General features: G+C 46.3%; 16 protein-coding genes. 10 read left to right on the forward strand and 6 right to left on the reverse strand.

All coding sequences use genetic code 11. The features are described from left to right. Nucleotides 1-178 precede the first annotated feature (178 nt). The 6 genes from ACO0KV_RS01795 to ACO0KV_RS01820 all read left to right on the forward strand — a co-directional run bounded on the left by ACO0KV_RS01795 (nucleotide 179) and on the right by ACO0KV_RS01820 (nucleotide 7,962). Nucleotides 179-2,461, forward strand: a complete 2,283-nt coding sequence (locus ACO0KV_RS01795) for an alkaline phosphatase family protein (protein WP_423039292.1) — start codon at nucleotides 179-181, stop codon at nucleotides 2,459-2,461. A gap of 80 nt (nucleotides 2,462-2,541) precedes the next feature. Continuing rightward, nucleotides 2,542-3,927 carry a cytochrome-c peroxidase gene (locus ACO0KV_RS01800; RefSeq protein ID WP_423039294.1) on the forward strand — a complete coding sequence of 462 codons (1,386 nt, stop codon included), beginning with the start codon at nucleotides 2,542-2,544 and terminating at the stop codon, nucleotides 3,925-3,927. A 65-nt stretch (nucleotides 3,928-3,992) separates the two neighbouring features. Continuing rightward, on the forward strand, nucleotides 3,993-4,634 hold the full coding sequence (locus ACO0KV_RS01805) for a hypothetical protein (protein WP_423039296.1): 642 nt from the start codon (nucleotides 3,993-3,995) through the stop codon (nucleotides 4,632-4,634). Nucleotides 4,635-4,653: 19 nt separating this feature from the next. Continuing rightward, nucleotides 4,654-5,535 (forward strand): 2OG-Fe(II) oxygenase, encoded by an 882-nt coding sequence (locus ACO0KV_RS01810; RefSeq protein ID WP_423039298.1) that lies wholly within the window; start codon nucleotides 4,654-4,656, stop codon nucleotides 5,533-5,535. A 93-nt stretch (nucleotides 5,536-5,628) separates the two neighbouring features. Next, nucleotides 5,629-6,684 carry a polysaccharide deacetylase family protein gene (locus tag ACO0KV_RS01815; protein ID WP_423039300.1) on the forward strand — a complete coding sequence of 352 codons (1,056 nt, stop codon included), beginning with the start codon at nucleotides 5,629-5,631 and terminating at the stop codon, nucleotides 6,682-6,684. 66 nt (nucleotides 6,685-6,750) lie between these two features. Beyond that, the gene (locus ACO0KV_RS01820) at nucleotides 6,751-7,962 is read left to right on the forward strand and encodes a DUF2252 domain-containing protein (protein ID WP_423039302.1); all 1,212 of its coding nucleotides are present in this window, start codon (nucleotides 6,751-6,753) and stop codon (nucleotides 7,960-7,962) included. A 104-nt stretch (nucleotides 7,963-8,066) separates the two neighbouring features. Here the strand turns inward: ACO0KV_RS01820 and ACO0KV_RS01825 are convergent, their stop codons facing one another. Beyond that, a complete protein-coding gene (locus ACO0KV_RS01825; protein WP_423039304.1) occupies nucleotides 8,067-9,233 on the reverse strand; it encodes a GGDEF domain-containing protein in 1,167 nt (388 codons plus the stop codon). A 405-nt stretch (nucleotides 9,234-9,638) separates the two neighbouring features. Between ACO0KV_RS01825 and ACO0KV_RS01830 the strand changes: the two genes are divergently transcribed. Beyond that, entirely contained in the window at nucleotides 9,639-10,229 is a 591-nt protein-coding gene (locus ACO0KV_RS01830; RefSeq protein ID WP_423039305.1) for a hypothetical protein, read from the forward strand. A 115-nt stretch (nucleotides 10,230-10,344) separates the two neighbouring features. Continuing rightward, the gene (locus ACO0KV_RS01835) at nucleotides 10,345-10,656 is read left to right on the forward strand and encodes a hypothetical protein (protein ID WP_423039307.1); all 312 of its coding nucleotides are present in this window, start codon (nucleotides 10,345-10,347) and stop codon (nucleotides 10,654-10,656) included. 60 nt (nucleotides 10,657-10,716) lie between these two features. Here the strand turns inward: ACO0KV_RS01835 and ACO0KV_RS01840 are convergent, their stop codons facing one another. From ACO0KV_RS01840 to ACO0KV_RS01855, 4 genes are all read right to left on the reverse strand, one after another. After that, complete coding sequence (locus ACO0KV_RS01840) at nucleotides 10,717-12,054, reverse strand: TolC family outer membrane protein (protein WP_423039309.1); 1,338 nt, start codon at nucleotides 12,052-12,054, stop codon at nucleotides 10,717-10,719. A 27-nt stretch (nucleotides 12,055-12,081) separates the two neighbouring features. Continuing rightward, nucleotides 12,082-12,405 carry a rhodanese-like domain-containing protein gene (locus ACO0KV_RS01845; RefSeq protein WP_423039311.1) on the reverse strand — a complete coding sequence of 108 codons (324 nt, stop codon included), beginning with the start codon at nucleotides 12,403-12,405 and terminating at the stop codon, nucleotides 12,082-12,084. Nucleotides 12,406-12,434: 29 nt separating this feature from the next. Next, nucleotides 12,435-13,082, reverse strand: a complete 648-nt coding sequence (locus ACO0KV_RS01850) for a protein-L-isoaspartate O-methyltransferase family protein (protein WP_423039486.1) — start codon at nucleotides 13,080-13,082, stop codon at nucleotides 12,435-12,437. A gap of 282 nt (nucleotides 13,083-13,364) precedes the next feature. Continuing rightward, nucleotides 13,365-13,997: a TetR/AcrR family transcriptional regulator gene (locus tag ACO0KV_RS01855; RefSeq protein ID WP_423039313.1), complete on the reverse strand. Its 633-nt coding sequence runs from the start codon at nucleotides 13,995-13,997 to the stop codon at nucleotides 13,365-13,367. Between the two features lie 284 nt (nucleotides 13,998-14,281). On the opposite strand from ACO0KV_RS01855, the gene ACO0KV_RS01860 reads away from it, so the two are divergent. After that, on the forward strand, nucleotides 14,282-14,578 hold the full coding sequence (locus tag ACO0KV_RS01860) for a YkgJ family cysteine cluster protein (RefSeq protein ID WP_423039315.1): 297 nt from the start codon (nucleotides 14,282-14,284) through the stop codon (nucleotides 14,576-14,578). A gap of 87 nt (nucleotides 14,579-14,665) precedes the next feature. Here the strand turns inward: ACO0KV_RS01860 and ACO0KV_RS01865 are convergent, their stop codons facing one another. Then, entirely contained in the window at nucleotides 14,666-15,157 is a 492-nt protein-coding gene (locus tag ACO0KV_RS01865; RefSeq protein WP_423039317.1) for a hypothetical protein, read from the reverse strand. A 473-nt stretch (nucleotides 15,158-15,630) separates the two neighbouring features. On the opposite strand from ACO0KV_RS01865, the gene recQ reads away from it, so the two are divergent. Then, nucleotides 15,631-17,484, forward strand: coding sequence for a DNA helicase RecQ (recQ, locus tag ACO0KV_RS01870; RefSeq protein WP_423039319.1), 1,854 nt, complete (start codon nucleotides 15,631-15,633; stop codon nucleotides 17,482-17,484). Nucleotides 17,485-17,508: the final 24 nt, after the last annotated feature.

A 17,508-nucleotide genomic window follows, 5' to 3' on the forward strand; every position in this document is an offset into this window, starting at 1 on the left:
GACCACGTAAAACCTTCCAAACCCGCATCCAACGGCCAATATGGAAATGTCATTGAAATTTCATATTTAGACATTTTTTTTCTGACATGCTTGCGAACTGTGATTTTTGGCGCGGAAGAATGCGTGCTGCAACGTCACTTTTCCTCAACAAAGCCCACCTATCTCTACAGGATTCAACATGTCGATCTCGAAAAACGCACCATTGCACTTTTCGCTCAGTGCAATTGCTGCGGCTGCTACCTTGCTATCAGCTTGTTCTGGAAGCTCCTCTCCCAACAATATCACTTTGAATGGTGTCGTTTCTGCCAGTGGATTTATCGCAGGCTCGGCAACGGACCCGACAATCAAGGCTGGGTATTATCAAGGCGCGCTGGTTTGTGTTGATGCTAATAACAATGGTAAATGCGATCCAAGTGAGAATCCAGTGACGACGGACAGTAGCGGAAAATTCGCGATTGCTAGCAGCGCGACCGCACCGTTGATTGCAGACATAGGTACAGCAGCGACGAATACAGCAACTGGCAAAAAAGTGACGACGCGTAATGTATTCCGCGCGACGATTGATCAGGTCAACGAGCAAGTAAGTGGCCTGATTGTCTTAAGCCCATTGTCAACCGAAGTAACACGCCTAACTGAAGCAAATAGCTCGACGTACGCCACTGAGAAACAAAATCTGGCGACACGTATCAATGTGCCAGTGGCCAACGTGTTGACTGACGTCAATGCCGCAACCGGTACAGCGCAAACTGCCATGTTGACGGAAGCAAATGCGTTAAACAATCGTTTTGCGTATGCAATCACAAAGTTAGACCGTGGTGACTTATACCCGGATGCGTTAGCAGTACCCGGCGGTGATCCACGTTTGACTTCCTTGACGAATGTGACAGCATTGACCGCAACGACAGCAGATACGCGTACACCAATCACCTTCCTGCAATCACAACAGGCAGCATTCAACGTCGAAGGTGTTCCACGCTACGATAATATTTTCATCGTCATGCTAGAAAACAAAGCAACGTCTTCTATCCTGAATTCTCCGTTTGCACCGAAGATCAATGGCTATCTGAAAGCCGGCAACCAACTGACTAGCTATTACGCTACGGGCTATCCAAGTGAGCCAAACTACACAGCATTAGGCGGTGCGGACGACTTCGGCATTACGGACGACAGTCAATGGAACTGCGACGCCACCGGTGCCAATGCGGTACAGGATTTGCCAGTACCAGACAAAACTCAACCAGGTCTGGCAAGTTCACCCTTTGCAGCAACCTGTACTCAGACAGCAGCGGTCAACCATAACATCATTGGTAAGCCCAACTTATTTAATGCGCTCACAGGAGTTGGTCTGACATGGAGAACATATAGCGAATCCATGAACCCAGGTCAGGATTTCCGTACTGACAGCGTAGCTGATGCCGCAGTTATCGCTCCTGACAACGTTTACGTACCAGGTACATTAGGTGCCAACACAAAAACGATCGGCAACTCACAGCTGAATTTAGCGATGCCAGCAAGCCTTTACAAAACGAAACATCATCCAGGGATGGCATACCAAAATGTACGCAGTGCTCCTGAATGGAAATTTAGCAACCGTACGTTGGGTGGTGGTCAGTGGGATGCAGCGTTAGCAAAAAGCACTGCCTATACGATTCCAGCAGGCTACAATTTTGATCAATTCAGTGCAGACTTGGCCGCAGGCACCGTTGGCAATATCAACTTCCTGATGCCAGATCAATGTGATGATATGCACGGTATTAACGTTACTGGCACAGTCAACGGCGTTGTGACAACTGCCAGCGATTGCGCCAGCGTTGCAAATAACGTCGCTGTCGCAACAGGTGGTGCCATCATTACCCGAGGCGATAACTACGTTGATAAAGTCGTCAAGAGCATCCAAGCATCTCCGCTCTGGAAAAATTCACAAAAACGTGTTGCGATCGTTCTGATGTTTGACGAAGGTAACGCCAGAAGCGGTCTGAACTCCTGCTGCGGTTGGAACGTTGCTAACAGCACCGTTGCTAAACCACTCAAACAAAATGCGGACGGTAGCTGGTCTCCAGACACTGGCATCAACAACTACACTAACGGCAATCGCGGTCACGGCCAAAGTATCTTCGGTATTCTGACAAATACGAGCGGTCCAAAAGGTGTATCGGATAGTGATTCTTACAGCCACTTCTCATTTGTACGCACGTTGCAAGACATGTTCCAACTGGCAGATCCAGCAGTAGATGCAAGCTACATGAATCGTTCTAAGTACACAGAAAAATTCATTTCTGCAAACATCCTCAATTTACCAGAATACACTGGTAGCGCAGATACGCATTTTGACTCTGTACGCCCTATCAATCACGCTTTCGTGATTCCTAAGACGTATGTTCAAAAGCAATCTGCCGACGTATCAACACCTGCACAAGTTGGGGCTGATGCATCACAAACGAATGTCTGGGCAGTGAAATAAGTAGTGATATGACGTAATTAGTAACTAGCGGGGGAATTCAAACGAATTCCCCCTGCGCTCATTTATAACATTGATCAATTATGCGTTTGAATACATGGTTTGGCGCCAGCCTTCTGGCACTTGCTTTATGTGCCTGTGGCGGGCCGAACAGTAGTTTTGGTACATCGGGCAATACAACATCGTCGTCCAGCGGCGCATCACAACCGGCGCCAACGACAGGTTCAGCAACACCAACTAGCACGCTCAGTCTGACTGCACAAGTCGGACAAAAGTTATTCTTCGATCAGAATTTATCTGGTTCTGGAAAAATGTCATGTGCGACATGTCATGATCCAAATGCTGCCTACGCGCCTTCAAATAATCTCGCAGTACAACTGGGTGGGCCAGCACTGAATTTACCTGGAACCCGTGCAGTACCCTCGCTGAGATACAAAAACGTCACGCCAGCGTATGCAGATTTACTCGACAATCCTGATGGAGTCAGTGTGCCGGGACCTGGCGGCGGCTTTACCGCGGATGGCAGGGTCGATACCCTTGCGCAGCAAGCGGCAATTCCCTTATTAAGCCCCATAGAAATGGCGAACGCAAACGCCGCTGACGTGGTGAACAAAATCAAAGCAGCAAGCTACGCGTCACTTTTTGTACAGGCATTTGGTGGCAATGCATTTGCTGATACGGCTACTGCATTCACCAACGCAACCAAAGCGTTGCAAGCGTTTCAACTGGAAGATGTCAGCTTCCACCCTTACACCAGCAAATTTGATCTGCATATTTCCAACAAACTCGGCGGCACACTCACTGCTGCGGAAGAACGTGGATTAACGGTATTTGCCGATCCTAACACTGGCAATTGCGCATCCTGTCACTATCAGGGTGCAGGATTTGGTGGCACTTCTGCGTTGTTCACTGATTTTTCGTATGACGCAATTGGTGTTCCACGCAACAACTCGATCGCAGCGAATCAGGATGCCACTTATGTTGATCAGGGTATTTGCGGACCGTTCCGCACCGATCACAGCCCAGCAGCAGCAAACGCACCGAATGCCTATTGCGGCATGTTTAAAACGCCGACATTGCGCAATGTGGCGACACGTAATGTGTTCTTTCACAATGGTGTGATCACATCGTTATTACAAGCAATGCGGTTCTATAACACCCGCGATACCAACCCTGAAATCTGGTACCCGACAATTGGTGGTACCCCATCAAAAACGACCAGTGCTAGCTTTCTAACGTATGGCTTGATTACGACGCAATACAGCGGAGGGCGCGTCCAGAAATTTAATGACATTCCTGTTGTGTATCAAAGCAATATTGATAAGCAATTACCGTTAGATGGCCGTAAGGCGGGTTCGACGCCACCAATGACGGCACAAAATATTGCAGACCTCATCTGTTTTCTTACTATTCTGACTGACGGCTATCAAGCGGGAGTAACCCCAACCAGCCCAGGTTGCACTAACTAAGGAAACGACTGAAAAGACTGAAAAAACACATTGACTGTAACTCATCCGCATTCACAGAATTAATTATGAAAAAAATTTCCTACCTTTTTTTATCCTTCGCAGCCCTCTCCGGTCTTTCTGCGTGCAATAGTAAAACTGATTTAAATAAAGAAAATCTGACTACCGCGATGCAAACCTATCTAGCAAAACGAGGCGATCTCTGTTTGGCGAAAAATATCTGGCCTATTGATGTCACTCAAAAAGAAATTGATGCTGGTGGACGCAACGCTATTCAGATGCCGATTCTAGAAAAAATGGGATTGGTCAAGTATTCTGTCGCCACCGTCAGAGCAACTGAAGATGGACAAAGTGCAGACATCAAAGTACGTCGTTACGAGCTCAGCGATGAAGGTAAAAAGTATTATCTCAACAAAGAAATGCGTAGTATCAAATCCGATGGTGATATCAAAATTCAACAAGGCGACTTATGCGCCGCAAAACTAACTCTGGATCAAGTCGTCGGCTGGGAAGCAAGTAAAATTAGCGGCAATGAAAAAATGGTTGTCGTCAATTACACGTATAAAGCGGACGCCGCACCGTGGACGAAAGATATCGATGTTCAGCATGTATTTCCAATGGTCGATCGGATCGTCAAGGGTGCAGGTACCATGCAATTGCAAGAGAGTTTCAAATTAACGTCTGCTGGTTGGGTTGCAGTTGATCTGTAACCAACATAGATAAAATACGATGAGCTCTATTATCCGTTTTTCACCTGATTTAAGTGCGTGGATAAGCCAAAACTTAGATCAGGGTGCTACTCCGACAGCGTTAATGACCGTTATGCGCCAACAGCGAATGGAAGAGTTGGCCGCGCAAGCGATCACACAAGCGTTTGTCACCGCCCGTCGTACAGGTCGAAAAGTTCCGGTAGACCACGTTGTGATCGATGAAATATCATTGGATTATATCTACCCATCACCGTTATTTGGTGCAGGTAACCGGATTCAGACGGCTGATCGATTGGTACACATCAATGCCCGCGCTGAACGACCTTTTCTGGCAAACTTAAGCAACGTATTCAGTACGGAAGAATGTGCGCAACTCATTGAGCTTGCCCGCCCTCGCCTAACGAAGTCGACGATTGTCGATCCGATGACTGGCAAAAATATCGTCAGTGAAAAACGTACTAGCTATGGTATGTTTTTTAAACTGAATGAAAATGACTTCATTGCAAAACTGGATCAGCGTATCTCGGCGATCATGAACTTACCGATCGAACATGGTGAAGGAATACAAATCCTGTACTACCCTACTGGGGCTGGTAGCGACCCGCATTTTGATTTTTTGACACCTTTGAATCCACTAAATCATGCGTCGTTGAATCGTAGCGGACAGCGCTGCAGTACACTGGTAACATATCTGAATCACGTCGAAGAAGGTGGAGAAACCGTCTTCCCCGAAGCGGGATGGGCAGTCTCACCGATACCAGGTAACGCCGTGTATTTTGAATACGCCAATGCACATGGTCAGGTCGATCATGCGTCGCTGCATGCAAGTAATCCAGTCATCACTGGTGAAAAATGGGTGGCGACTAAATGGATGCGTCAACGCCCTTTTGTTTCTGCGTAGGATTATCAACGACGCCAATCTACAGCTCACATTGCGTCAAAGAGACACCATGTGGGTCTATACCGGCACGGGGTGATGCGAAAAATATCCTAAGTGTCGTCTCTCTCCTCAAGTTGGGCTGAAATCTCTGACGGATTGCTAGGGACATCGTCAAAAATTAGCGATAATGATGCTTCTATTATTGCTATTCATTGCGACATCATGGAATTTTTTGGATTTTTAAAAACGAAGGCCCTTCATTCCCTCAGTGTTCTCTGTCTTAGTGCATGTGGAGTACTTGCACTGACAATGCCGACAAAGGCAGCTGACAGCAGTGCGTTGGCAGGCAAATCAAACACAACCGCCGCGATGCCAGCAGTGGTCAATGTAAACATACTCCAGCAACCCACTGATAAAAACGAGACTGCTCAGATCAAAAAACATAAGATGAGCAAGCTTAATGAGCGCATAACGACCGACGAAGAAACGCTGAAAAAAAACTGCCGTTATGAATCAGATATTCCTCTTGCTCCACCTGCAAAGGAAGTTGCACTGACATTTGATGACGGACCTGAACCGGTACAAACAGAGTTCATTCTGGCGATTTTAAAGAAACATAAAATCCCAGCAACTTTTTTCATGATCGGTGACAAAGTACAGGCACATCCCGAACTCGTCAAATTAGTCCAAGAATCAGACTACACATTAATCGCCAACCACTCGTGGAGCCATCCTAATTTTCACGAGATCAGTCCGACAGAACAGGCGCTTGAAATTCAAAAAAGTAATGCAATCAGTGAGTCATTGAATACGCACAAACTATTCCGCTACCCTTATGGTAATTCGAGCTGCGAATCGAATCAATTACTCAAATCCATGGATCAAAAAATCGTTGGCTGGCACGTTGACTCTTGTGATTGGGCCTTCGATCATAAAGGCAGTGTAGATCTGAAAGAGGCGCTGAGTTGCGGAGTACTAGCGCAGAATCGTAAAAACTATCTGGAGCATGTGATTTCCTCTGTACACGCACACAACGGTGGAATTGTATTAATGCATGAAATTCATCCAAATACGTTAAAAAGTTTAGATGAAATTATTACGCGTTTACTGGCTGAAGGTTATGTTTTTAAAAGCATGGCAGATGATGACTTCCAGAAATTTTTACGTTAATCGTAGCGTGATCCGGTCGCGACGTTGACCTCAATTCGGTACTAATTTATTTTGCAGGAGTCTCTGATGATCGATGTTTGTTCCACCATACATAGTTTTAATAAAACGCGTGAGCCAGAGCGCTTATTGATGAAGTACCGCAATATGCGTACCTCGTCATTTATTTTTTTGCGTGCCACATGTCATTTATTTTATGAACGTATTGCCGCCGATCTGCATGCACTGTCAATGCCATTAACGTGGTGTATGGGGGATATGCATTTAGAAAATTTTGGCAGCTATAAAGGTGACAATCGTCTTGCTTATTTCGACCTCAATGATTTTGATGAAGCCGTTCTCGCACCCACCTGCTGGGATCTAATTCGTTTCCTGACCAGCATTTTAGTTGGTGCAAAAAGTCTTGGTATTAACAGCGCTGATGCGAAAGATCTGACAAAAGAGTTTCTATTCAGTTATCAGACCGTGCTAGTCAGCGGCAAGAGTCGCTGGGTAGAAAGAGAGACCTCAACGGGATTGATCCGAAATTTATTGACAGCAGTCAAACTCAGACAGCGAAGTGATTTTTTGGATCATCGTACCGTATTTAAAGGTGACCAAAGACGTATCCGCATTGATGGAAAAAAAGCGTTGGCAGTCACTTCTAAACAAAGAGAAATGGTGGCGTCATTTCTAAAAGAGTTTGCACAAAATCAGCCAGATAAAAAATTCTTCAAGCCCATTGATATTGCCCGCCGAATTGCAGGTAATGGCAGTCTTGGGGTTGAACGCTACATTATCCTGGTACAAGGTAAAGGTAGCCCCAATCAGAATTATTTGCTGGATTTAAAAGAGGCTGTACCCTCGTCGTTAGCTCCATATTTGAATACACCACAACTACCGTGGCAGTCTGAAGCGCATCGCGTAGTGACCATCCAAAAACGTATGCAAGCCGTCTCAATGGCCTTCTTACAACCAGTGACGATGAAAGATAAGCCGTTTATTCTGCGCGCTTTACAACCATCAGAAGACCGAGTCACACTCGATGGTTCAGTCAGTACACTGGAAGAAGTGAGAAAGGTGATTCAAGTTATGGGAGAAATCGTCGCCTCTGCACAGTTGCGTAGCTCGGGGCGGCAAGGTTCTGCAAACGCTGATGAATTGATTGAATTTGCACAAGGAAAAGAATGGATGAAGCCCCTGTTAAAACTCAGTCAGAAATGCGCCAAGCAAGTCAATGAAGACTGGAAAACCTATTCCAAAGCTTATGATGCCGGTTATTTTTCTACTGATAGACTCTGATTGCATACAAAGGTGACTAGGCGTATCAGCTAAAACGTCCACTTAAAGGCGTATGCCACACCGGTGAAAACCGGGTGGCATCACACACGCCTCCCCCAGTTTCTCTAACTGCGTACAACGAGATTTCTTCCTTTGGTCTTCGCTTGATAGCATGCAAGATCAACTCGATGAAACGTGTCGGCAGGTATCTTATCTTTTGCCCAGTCAGCAAGACCGACCCCGATACTCGCAGTGAATGGTACCGATAGCGTATCAATCAGGCATGGAGTCTGCTGCAAGTCGCTTCGTAAATTTTCCGCGATGATGTACGCTAACTCTACAGGTGTATTGGGTAAAATGACGACAAATTCTTCGCCACCTATACGTGCAATCAAATCACTTTCACGTCGCATATGTTGCCGCAATACCTGAGAAAAATGTTTCAGGCAGAGGTCACCGGTAAGATGTCCATGTTTGTCATTAATTTTTTTAAAAAAATCGAGGTCAATGACGATCAATGCCAGCACCCCATGTTGACGCGCCGCAATCCACCATACATGATTCCATGTGGTCTCGTAACTACGACGATTTGGTAAGCCAGTCAATGAATCGGTCAATGATAACTGCGCGACTTCGGCCCGACTTTGAATCAGTCTTACTTCGGTTTCTATCTGCGTTTTGTATTCTTCAGCGTTGCTGTGCAGATTCACCATTAAATAACCCAGATAGATGCACAGTGTTATGCCAATTGCGCGCAACTCAAGCGCAAAAAAAATATAAACCAGAATTGGCGGCAGGATAAATTCAATCACACACCACCGTGCCTGCTTTGGATACATCGCAAAAGCATGACTGGCCGCAGTGCTAAAAGCAATCGTTGTAATCATCGTCAAGATAACTGCATTGTTCGATTGCATTTCGAGCGCGCCAGTGACCGCTGCGATAGCACTCCACAAACAGGCACCGAGATGGATCAGAAGCCACTGCCGCTTATTCCAATGAATGTACAGGGATTGGTCAGAATTTGGCTTAGGCGGACGATGCGTATAACGTTGCCACCAAAGACTCAGAAAAATCACCGTTGGTATCACAAGCAGCCAAACACGTCCTTGATAAAAATTTGATAGCTGTATCGTCAGAACACTGGCGATCAGATAAAACAAAGGTCCAATCAGGGACCTTTTGTAAAGGTCATCAGCGAATCTTCTGTTTCGATGAGTTTCAATCTCACGCGCCAATTCATCTGGCTCATGCGCAGTCGAGATCAGATTTGGATCGGTGGCGTCTTGCATAGAGTAGATCTCAAAAAAAATGAGGAACGACTTAGAAACCGGACAAAACTACGCGTGACACCTCAGCTTGCACAATAACAACTCAGTGGACTTCGATCGAAGTCATGCAAAAAAAAACCTAGACTACAGCGATTGGTCGAATGTTTGACCACCTCTGCTTTGAGCGACTAAGTCGTCTCGATGATATGAATTGGTGGATTCGAATCTATCATACACATCAAAAAAATCCCAGCTTAAAAATATTTAATGAAAAGCAACAAAAATGAAAGCCACGTAATGATATTTAACATTGTTTTTGTATCATCGATAAGAAATTTGCGTCAACCACACCTACAATAATGATGTGTTCTTATTAAATTCATTTTTGTAATTTTTCATCACTTTACAATACATCAATCCTTCCCAATGAAAATTACCGTCCTATTTCCAACACAAACTGAAGCCAGCCAATTTCAACGTAAAGACGTGACATCAGTCATCTCTGGCGTTGGCCTGACTGCGACGGCCTACGCAAGCTTGAAAGCGATACAAGAACGTCCTGATATATTGATTCTGGCAGGCATCGCAGGTGTTTTTCCACATTCAACATTTCAAATAAATGATGTCGTACTTGTTCAAAGCGAGGTAGAGGCAGATTTAGGCTTTTTCACAAATGATGGCTTTGTCCATCTTGCACATTTGCCGATCGATATGGAATTTGAGCGACGGCATTTACTCACCTGCACTGATCTGCCAACGCCAGCGATCTTTCCTTTGGCCAAGAGCGTTTCCGTCAATGCTGCGATGGCACCATTTATCGATAGTAGCGCTGCTGACCTTGAGAATATGGAAGGCGCAGCTTTCTTCCATGTATGCCAAAAAGAACATCAGCGTTTTCTGGAAATAAGAGCAATTTCAAATCAGGTTAATATAGAGAACGATCAATGGGATATGCAAAGCTCTGTGCAAGCCCTCACGACAGGACTACATAAATTAATTGATTATTTGCAGCAATAAAATGCAGTAAGTGGGTATGGATACAGCCCATACCGTCTGCTTGGGTTATCTTTGAATCTGCTTGGCAATATATTTGCAGGACCCGTTCATAACGCATTACTTCTGGAGATTTTTTATGCCCAGCATCGCCATGTTAGAGTCTAGCCAACGACTAATCATCGTTGCCATCACATCTTGGTTTCTCTGGGCATTGCTGAGTGGGATTAATGCGCCTTACAACCCGAGCGGACCTGTATTAACGATATTTTTCTACTCAGCAATCATGACGTATCTCGCCTGCATTTGGATTGGTATGCCGCTAGTATCGAGTAAAGTGCCGGTACTGTTAAGGATCCTGCTACTCAACCTGATCGCATTAGGCCCATTTTTCACTATGCTCATGGTTGGTCATTTTATCGTTATCGAAATCAAAATTTTATTAAGCTAATAACGAAAAAAAGCCACCTATGGTACTAACCAATAAGTGGCTTTTTCTTGTGCGTCTGGTTTAGTGCTGGAGTAACGCGTTGACCTCTACTAAGTCAGATTCCTTCAGAATACCGGAAGCAGCCTTTAACCGTAAGCCGCTCATCACAGTGTCATAACGTGCTTTGGCCAAGGTCTGGCGTGTTGTATACAACTGCTGTTGCGCATTCAAGACATCAATATTGATACGTATGCCAACCTGATAACCCAGCTTATTTGAATCAAGCGCTGACTGGCTCGAGATCTCAGCGGCTTCGTATGCTTTTACCTGCGCCAGACCACTGGTCACGCCCACATAGGCCTGACGTGCAGCCAAGGCAGCGGCGCGGCGGGCAGACTCCAAGTCGTTACGTGCTTTATCTTGTAATGCAATCGCTTCATTGACTTTGCTGTTGACTGCAAAGCCAGAAAAAATAGGTACACTCCATTGCACGCCAATCGAATTTGCAGTCGACACACCAGAGGAAGTTAATACAGATTGCCCACCAGATGAGCTTCTCGCACGTCCGGCAACTAAATCCAACGTCGGATAATGGCCAGCACGATTAATTTCAATAGTACGTTTTGCGATTTCCACGCCGACCTGAGACGCCACAACGTTAAAATTCTGTTGCTCGGCAGACGAAACCCAATCTTCAATCCGCTCAGGCTTCGGTGAGTCTAACTTAATACCGACTTTCAGCATCGACAAATCGCCCGCGTCTTTGCCAATAATTTGCTGTAGAGCGGAACGCTTTACCTGTAAATCACTTTGTCCTGCAAATTCTTGCGCAATGACCAGATCGTAACGGGCTTGCGCTTCATGCGTGTCAGTAATAGTTGCGGTGCCTACGTCAAAGTTTCTTTTAGCGGAAGCTAATTGCTCAGAAATCGCAGCCTGTTGTGCATGCAGCGTAATCAAATTATCTTGCGCTGTGAGAACATCAAAATAAGCCTGTGCGACGCGAACAATCAGGTCTTGCTGCGACTGTGCAAATTGGGCATCAGAGGCAACAACTGCCAATTTACCTTGTTCAAATTGCTGCCAGTTAGCCCAACGAAATAGAGGCTGTACTAGCTGCAACTGCCAGACGTTCGTGTAGTTATCACCGTTACCACTGAAACGTGGATTATCGGCAGCGATGTCGTTATGCGCTTTCGTATCACTACCACTCAGTGCTACTGATGGTAATAAGCCTGCTCGCCCCTGGACTGCCTTTTCGGTGCCAGCAACTTGTGAAGCACGGGCACTCGCATACTGTGCATCATTGGCAAGTGCATCCTTGTATATTTGCAACAGATCAGCAGCTTGTGCCTCTACTGAAAAAAAAGCAGTTGCTAATAAGGCCGCAATAACAGGATTACGTACAGGATTACGCATTAAGACGCTCCGGAAAAATAAAATAGATTAATAGGTCGGCATCGAAGGATCAACTTGCAATGCCCACGCGTGTACACCACCCGTCAGATTAATCATCTGACTAAAACCCTGCCGCTCGAGGAAATTTGCCACCTGCATGCTACGAGCACCATGATGGCAAATACAAACAATCACCGCATCTTCGTCCAGCTCATTGAAACGCGTTGGCACGGTTTGCATTGGCATTAACTGCACATCAGCAATATGACAGGTCTCATACTCCCATGGTTCCCTTACATCGAGTAAGACCGGGGGCGTTTTGCTGGCATCAGCAAGCCACGCTGCCAGCTCTGTTGCGGTGATGTTTTGCATACACTCTCTAATCTGTTTTAAATTGCCGATTAAAATTTAAATTGCGATACAGGAACGACACCAGCCAAGGGCGCCAATACTGTGTCAAATACGGCACGTTCGGTCAGTCCAGTCGCAGTACGGGTAACGATTTGCGCGTACATCATCGGCAATTGGCCAACGACTGCGAACAAACGACCATCCTGGTTTAATTGCTTGGTCAGCGCGTCTGGAATTGCGTCTAATGCACCAGCGACGACGATAACGTCGTAGGAACCTGAGTGCTGACCAGATACGCCGTCAGCGAGCAACACAGTAACGTTACGAACGCCGTCAGCATGCAGATTTTTTTCAGCGAGTTCTTTCAATACTGGCGAGATTTCAAGCACAGTAACGTGACGACCAGCGTATGCCAGTAGTGCTGCCAAGTAACCAGAAGCAGCGCCTATCAGCAAAATAGACTCCGTCTTTTTAACATTGAGTTCTTGCAGAATACGTGCTTCTACTCTTGGGGTCATCGCTTTTGAACCGTCTGGCAATGGCAATTCAGTGTCAAAAAATGCCAGTGTTTTTTGATCTTCAGGAAAATAATTTTCACGCTTCACGACGATCAACATATCCAGGACATTCTTGTCGAGCACGTTCCATGGACGAATTTGTTGTTCTATCATGTTAAAGCGGGCTTTTTCGATAGTCATTTCTTCACTCGATTGCAAAATTAAGGGAACCCGCATTTTATCAAAGCGCATGCCGAGATTGATAATTACCGGGCTATTTTCACGCAATCCAAGCATCTAATTGCCTGTATCATCGCCAAAGCGCATGGAAATTATCTAAATACTAACGAAACTTTATCTCAACAAGACCTGTTTAGGCCAGAACTTACACAAAAATGTTCCTACAACGCCTGTCAAGAGTGGAAGTTTAGCCTTCGCATCCAGCCGCATCACGTTGCTGGGAGAGTTTTACATCAGTCGGGTTCACTTTTTAATCATCAATCCATGCATTGCCAGATCAATGTAGTGCTCCAGATAGACGTCCAATTTATCCTCTTCAACCATACAGACGCCTGCTGAATGCTTCCACATCATCATCATTAACATTGGCGCGATCAGCAAGCGCGCATCGACTTCCGGATCGACTGGTCGAATTTCTCCGCGCTGCATTCCTCTTTCCAGCATCGAGGCTACTAACTTTTCACCACGACTGACGACCTCTTCTTGGTAAAACCGCGCCAGTTCAGGAAAATTTCCTGCTTCCGCCATCATCAGCTTAGGTAAACCGGATAACTTCGTCATCCCCATGCTTTGCCACCAATTCGTCATGACGGTCCGAAATAATTCTTCGCTATTACCACTAAATTCGCCTATCATGCCTTCCGCTTCACCAATGAGTGGGATAACGCTTTCACGCACGACAGCTTTAAATAAATCCTCTTTACTGGAAAAGTACAAATACAGCGTTCCCTTAGATACACCCGCCGCCTTGGCGACGTCGTCCAGACGCGTTGCTGCAAATCCGCGTTCAACAAACAAATCCAGCGCGGCGGCAAGCAACTCCTGCGGGCGGGCTTCTTTACGGCGTTCCCATTTGGGTTTAAACGGACATGACATTTTTTTCTGACTTGATTAACTGGTTTACTGAAACTTTATTGCTGAAACTTTACTTGCACATAATTACCCGCAGATCTCTCTAAGAGTCGATCATTTCAAGTAACTTACTTTAGAGTCAGTAATGTAATCCTCGATGAAAACAGCGTCAAGCACCTATTGCTGTGTATGATCAACGAGACGTACCTGAATCGCTACTGGAATGCGATGAAATGCAAATTTATAATACTGAAACGACAAAACGGCAGAGTTAATGCCTGTTTAACAGAAAACTTTATAAAAATATCATGTTTCATCAGAATAAGCCTCAATACAAGACAGAATCAATGAATTGCCGCTCGGGCTGCGCTGGGTGTTGTATTGCGCCGTCGATCAGCAGCCCAATTCCTGGGATGCCAAATGGCAAGCCCGCTGGGATTCCGTGCATCCAGCTCATGGATGATTTACGCTGCGCTATTTTTGGTCAGCCAGATCGCCCTGCTTGCTGCTCAGGCCTGCAAGCGTCAGCGGAAATGTGCGGCGAAACGCAGGAATATGCGTTGACCTGGCTCAGCGCACTGGAGAAAGCGACAACGCCATCGTAAAAAACCAGTCAATCCGCAAGGATGACTGGTTTTCTTGATGACAGCCGCAGGGATAACGGATGCATTAAAAATAAGGATGAGCGCTAATTACAGCTTGATACGCATTCTGTCGCCATTGAGAAATAGCATAGAGATACCATCCTCATTTGGCTGCACTTGCATAACTTGTTGCTCAAATACATTAGCGTACACATTTTTGCCGTCCGCTCTGAAGATGCCCAGCCAGCGCTTACCGCTAGCCAACATTTTGGAGGCCGAGTTTGCTGCCACCAACAGATATTCCGTTTCACGCACTTGCAAACTGGCTGACATTAACGCACCACGTGAAAATATAGAAGGTAAATGCGCGGAAATAATCTGCTGCCCCTGACGCTCAACCTGCATCAACATACCTTTCGCTGCTTTAAACGGTACAACCGTAAACTCGTAGCTACCCATCTTTGTCGGGGTCTTCGCGGTAATTTCTGCTTTTTCACTAAACGCCGCAAAATATGACTGCCGAGAGTCTGAAATCTCTGGCATAGCAAACAGCGGGTTGTTAGATTCAACGTTGCTGATCGGTGTCGATGATAAATACATGGTATATCCTTAGTCAATGCGAGGGATAGAGTTATTCATACCGGTGCCAGCAAGAAGCCCGCTTTCAACGGTGAGCATGGAGCATCTACAGAATTGAGCTATATCTCAATTCAAACTTAAAAAGTACTAAATAACGATACTATGCGTGTTAATATTTGTATTTTCATAATAACTAAAAGATAACATATATTATAAAAAAGTCACTATTTTTACGCATTATGTTGCGAAATCGCACTACGGCGACGAGGTAAAAATACGAACTATCACCATGCCCTCGTGGTAAGCTTCGTGCCGGTCAACATCTTTCAATTCTCGACCACACCGCAGCCACGCACGCGTTGCCCTGCGCTCATCGTCGCCTATGTCCTCATAAGGCGCGACCGATGAACACCAGCAATGGCGTGGCAGTTACTGGTGATGTGTCAGAGGCAGCAGATGGTTCAATCAACGCCAGAAAATGGGCAGAATAAGTAGTGTCATCTTTTAGTAACTCCAGTCATTTCAACAATACCGAAGAGCACGCGCTGCATCTGCTGCAGACGGTTTTCGGCTATCCCGCTTTCCGGTCACAGCAGGGGCAAATCGTCGAGCACGTGGTGCACGGTGGTGATGCTTTAGTCCTGATGCCCACCGGTGGCGGTAAATCCTTGTGTTACCAGATTCCGGCATTGATACGTCATGGTGTGGGTATCGTCGTCTCACCATTGATCGCGCTGATGCAGGACCAGGTTGATGCACTCGATGAGGTTGGTGTACGTGCTGCTTTTCTTAATTCGACCCAAAGTTTCGAAGAGATCTTAGCGGTCGAAAAAAAGATGCGAGAAGGTGATCTGGATCTAGTTTATATCGCGCCAGAACGTTTGCTGACACAACGCTGTCTTGAGCTACTCAACATTATCGATATCGCCCTGTTTGCGATCGATGAAGCGCATTGCGTATCGCAATGGGGACATGATTTCAGACCGGAATATATTCGCCTCTCTGCTTTACACGAGCGTTTTCCGCATGTGCCTCGTATCGCGCTAACGGCGACGGCAGATCAACAAACACGCGATGAAATCATCCACCGCCTGCAACTTGAAAATGCCTTGCAGTTTGTGTCTTCGTTTGACCGGCCCAACATCCGTTATCAAATCGTTGAAAAAGCCAACGGTCGCAAACAACTGCTCGACTTTATTAATGCGCAGCACAGCGGTGATGCGGGTATCGTCTACTGTTTATCGCGCAAAAAAGTCGAAGAAACAGCTGAATTTTTGAACGAAAATGGCATCGCCTCCTTGCCCTACCACGCTGGGATGGACATGCAGGAACGTAGCCGTAATCAGGCGCGTTTTCTGCGTGAAGAAGGCATCGTCATGTGCGCGACGATCGCATTTGGAATGGGTATCGACAAGCCTGATGTGCGCTTTGTCGCTCATCTGGATTTGCCAAAAAGTGTCGAAGGGTATTATCAGGAAACAGGTCGTGCCGGACGCGATGGCGCGAGTGCCAACGCCTGGATGGCTTACGGCTTGCAAGACGTGGTACAACAGCGCCGGATGATCGATGAATCCGAAGCGAACGATACCTTTAAGCGCGTGCAGGGTGTCAAACTCGATGCGATGCTATCGTTATGCGAAACGCTCAACTGTCGTCGTGTTCATATTCTGGATTATTTTGGCCAAGCGTCCGAACCATGCGGTAACTGCGATACCTGCATGAATCCACCGACCTCATTTGACGGCACGATTGCTGCGCAAAAAATTCTGTCGACCATTTACCGGGTCGACCAGCGTTTTGCAGCAGGACATGTGGTCGATATTCTGCGCGGCATCGACACAGAACGAGTAACCCAATGGCGCCATGATCAACTCTCGACCTTTGGTATTGGCTCAGACAAAAGCGAAGCTGAATGGCGCGCGTTGCTGCGTCAACTGATCGCTTTAGGTTTAGTGTCAGTCGATTATGAGAATTTCAGTTCACTCAAATTAACCGAAGCGTCACGTACCGTCTTGCGCGGCGAGACCAAAGTACAGCTGCGTCAGTATAAAAAAGCCGAAAAAGCCGTCAAGCATAAACGTCAGTCAGCGAAAGACTACGCCGAAACCGAGCTCAACACCGCAGAACAAACTCGTTTTGACAAACTACGCTGGTGGCGCGTCGAAACCGCGCGGACACATAATGTACCGGCGTATGTGATCTTTCCAGATGCCACCCTTCGTGAAATCGCCCGCCAGGCACCACAAACCTTAATCGCCCTGCGCGCCATTTCTGGCGTCGGTGATAAAAAACTCGACAGTTATGGTGCAGAGATTTTGCAGTTGATTGAGGAATTAGAGGATAACTAACGCTGCTACGCCATTCGTCTCTCG

This window comes from Undibacterium sp. RuRC25W (assembly GCF_049339825.1).
Lineage (GTDB): Bacteria > Pseudomonadota > Gammaproteobacteria > Burkholderiales > Burkholderiaceae_D > Undibacterium.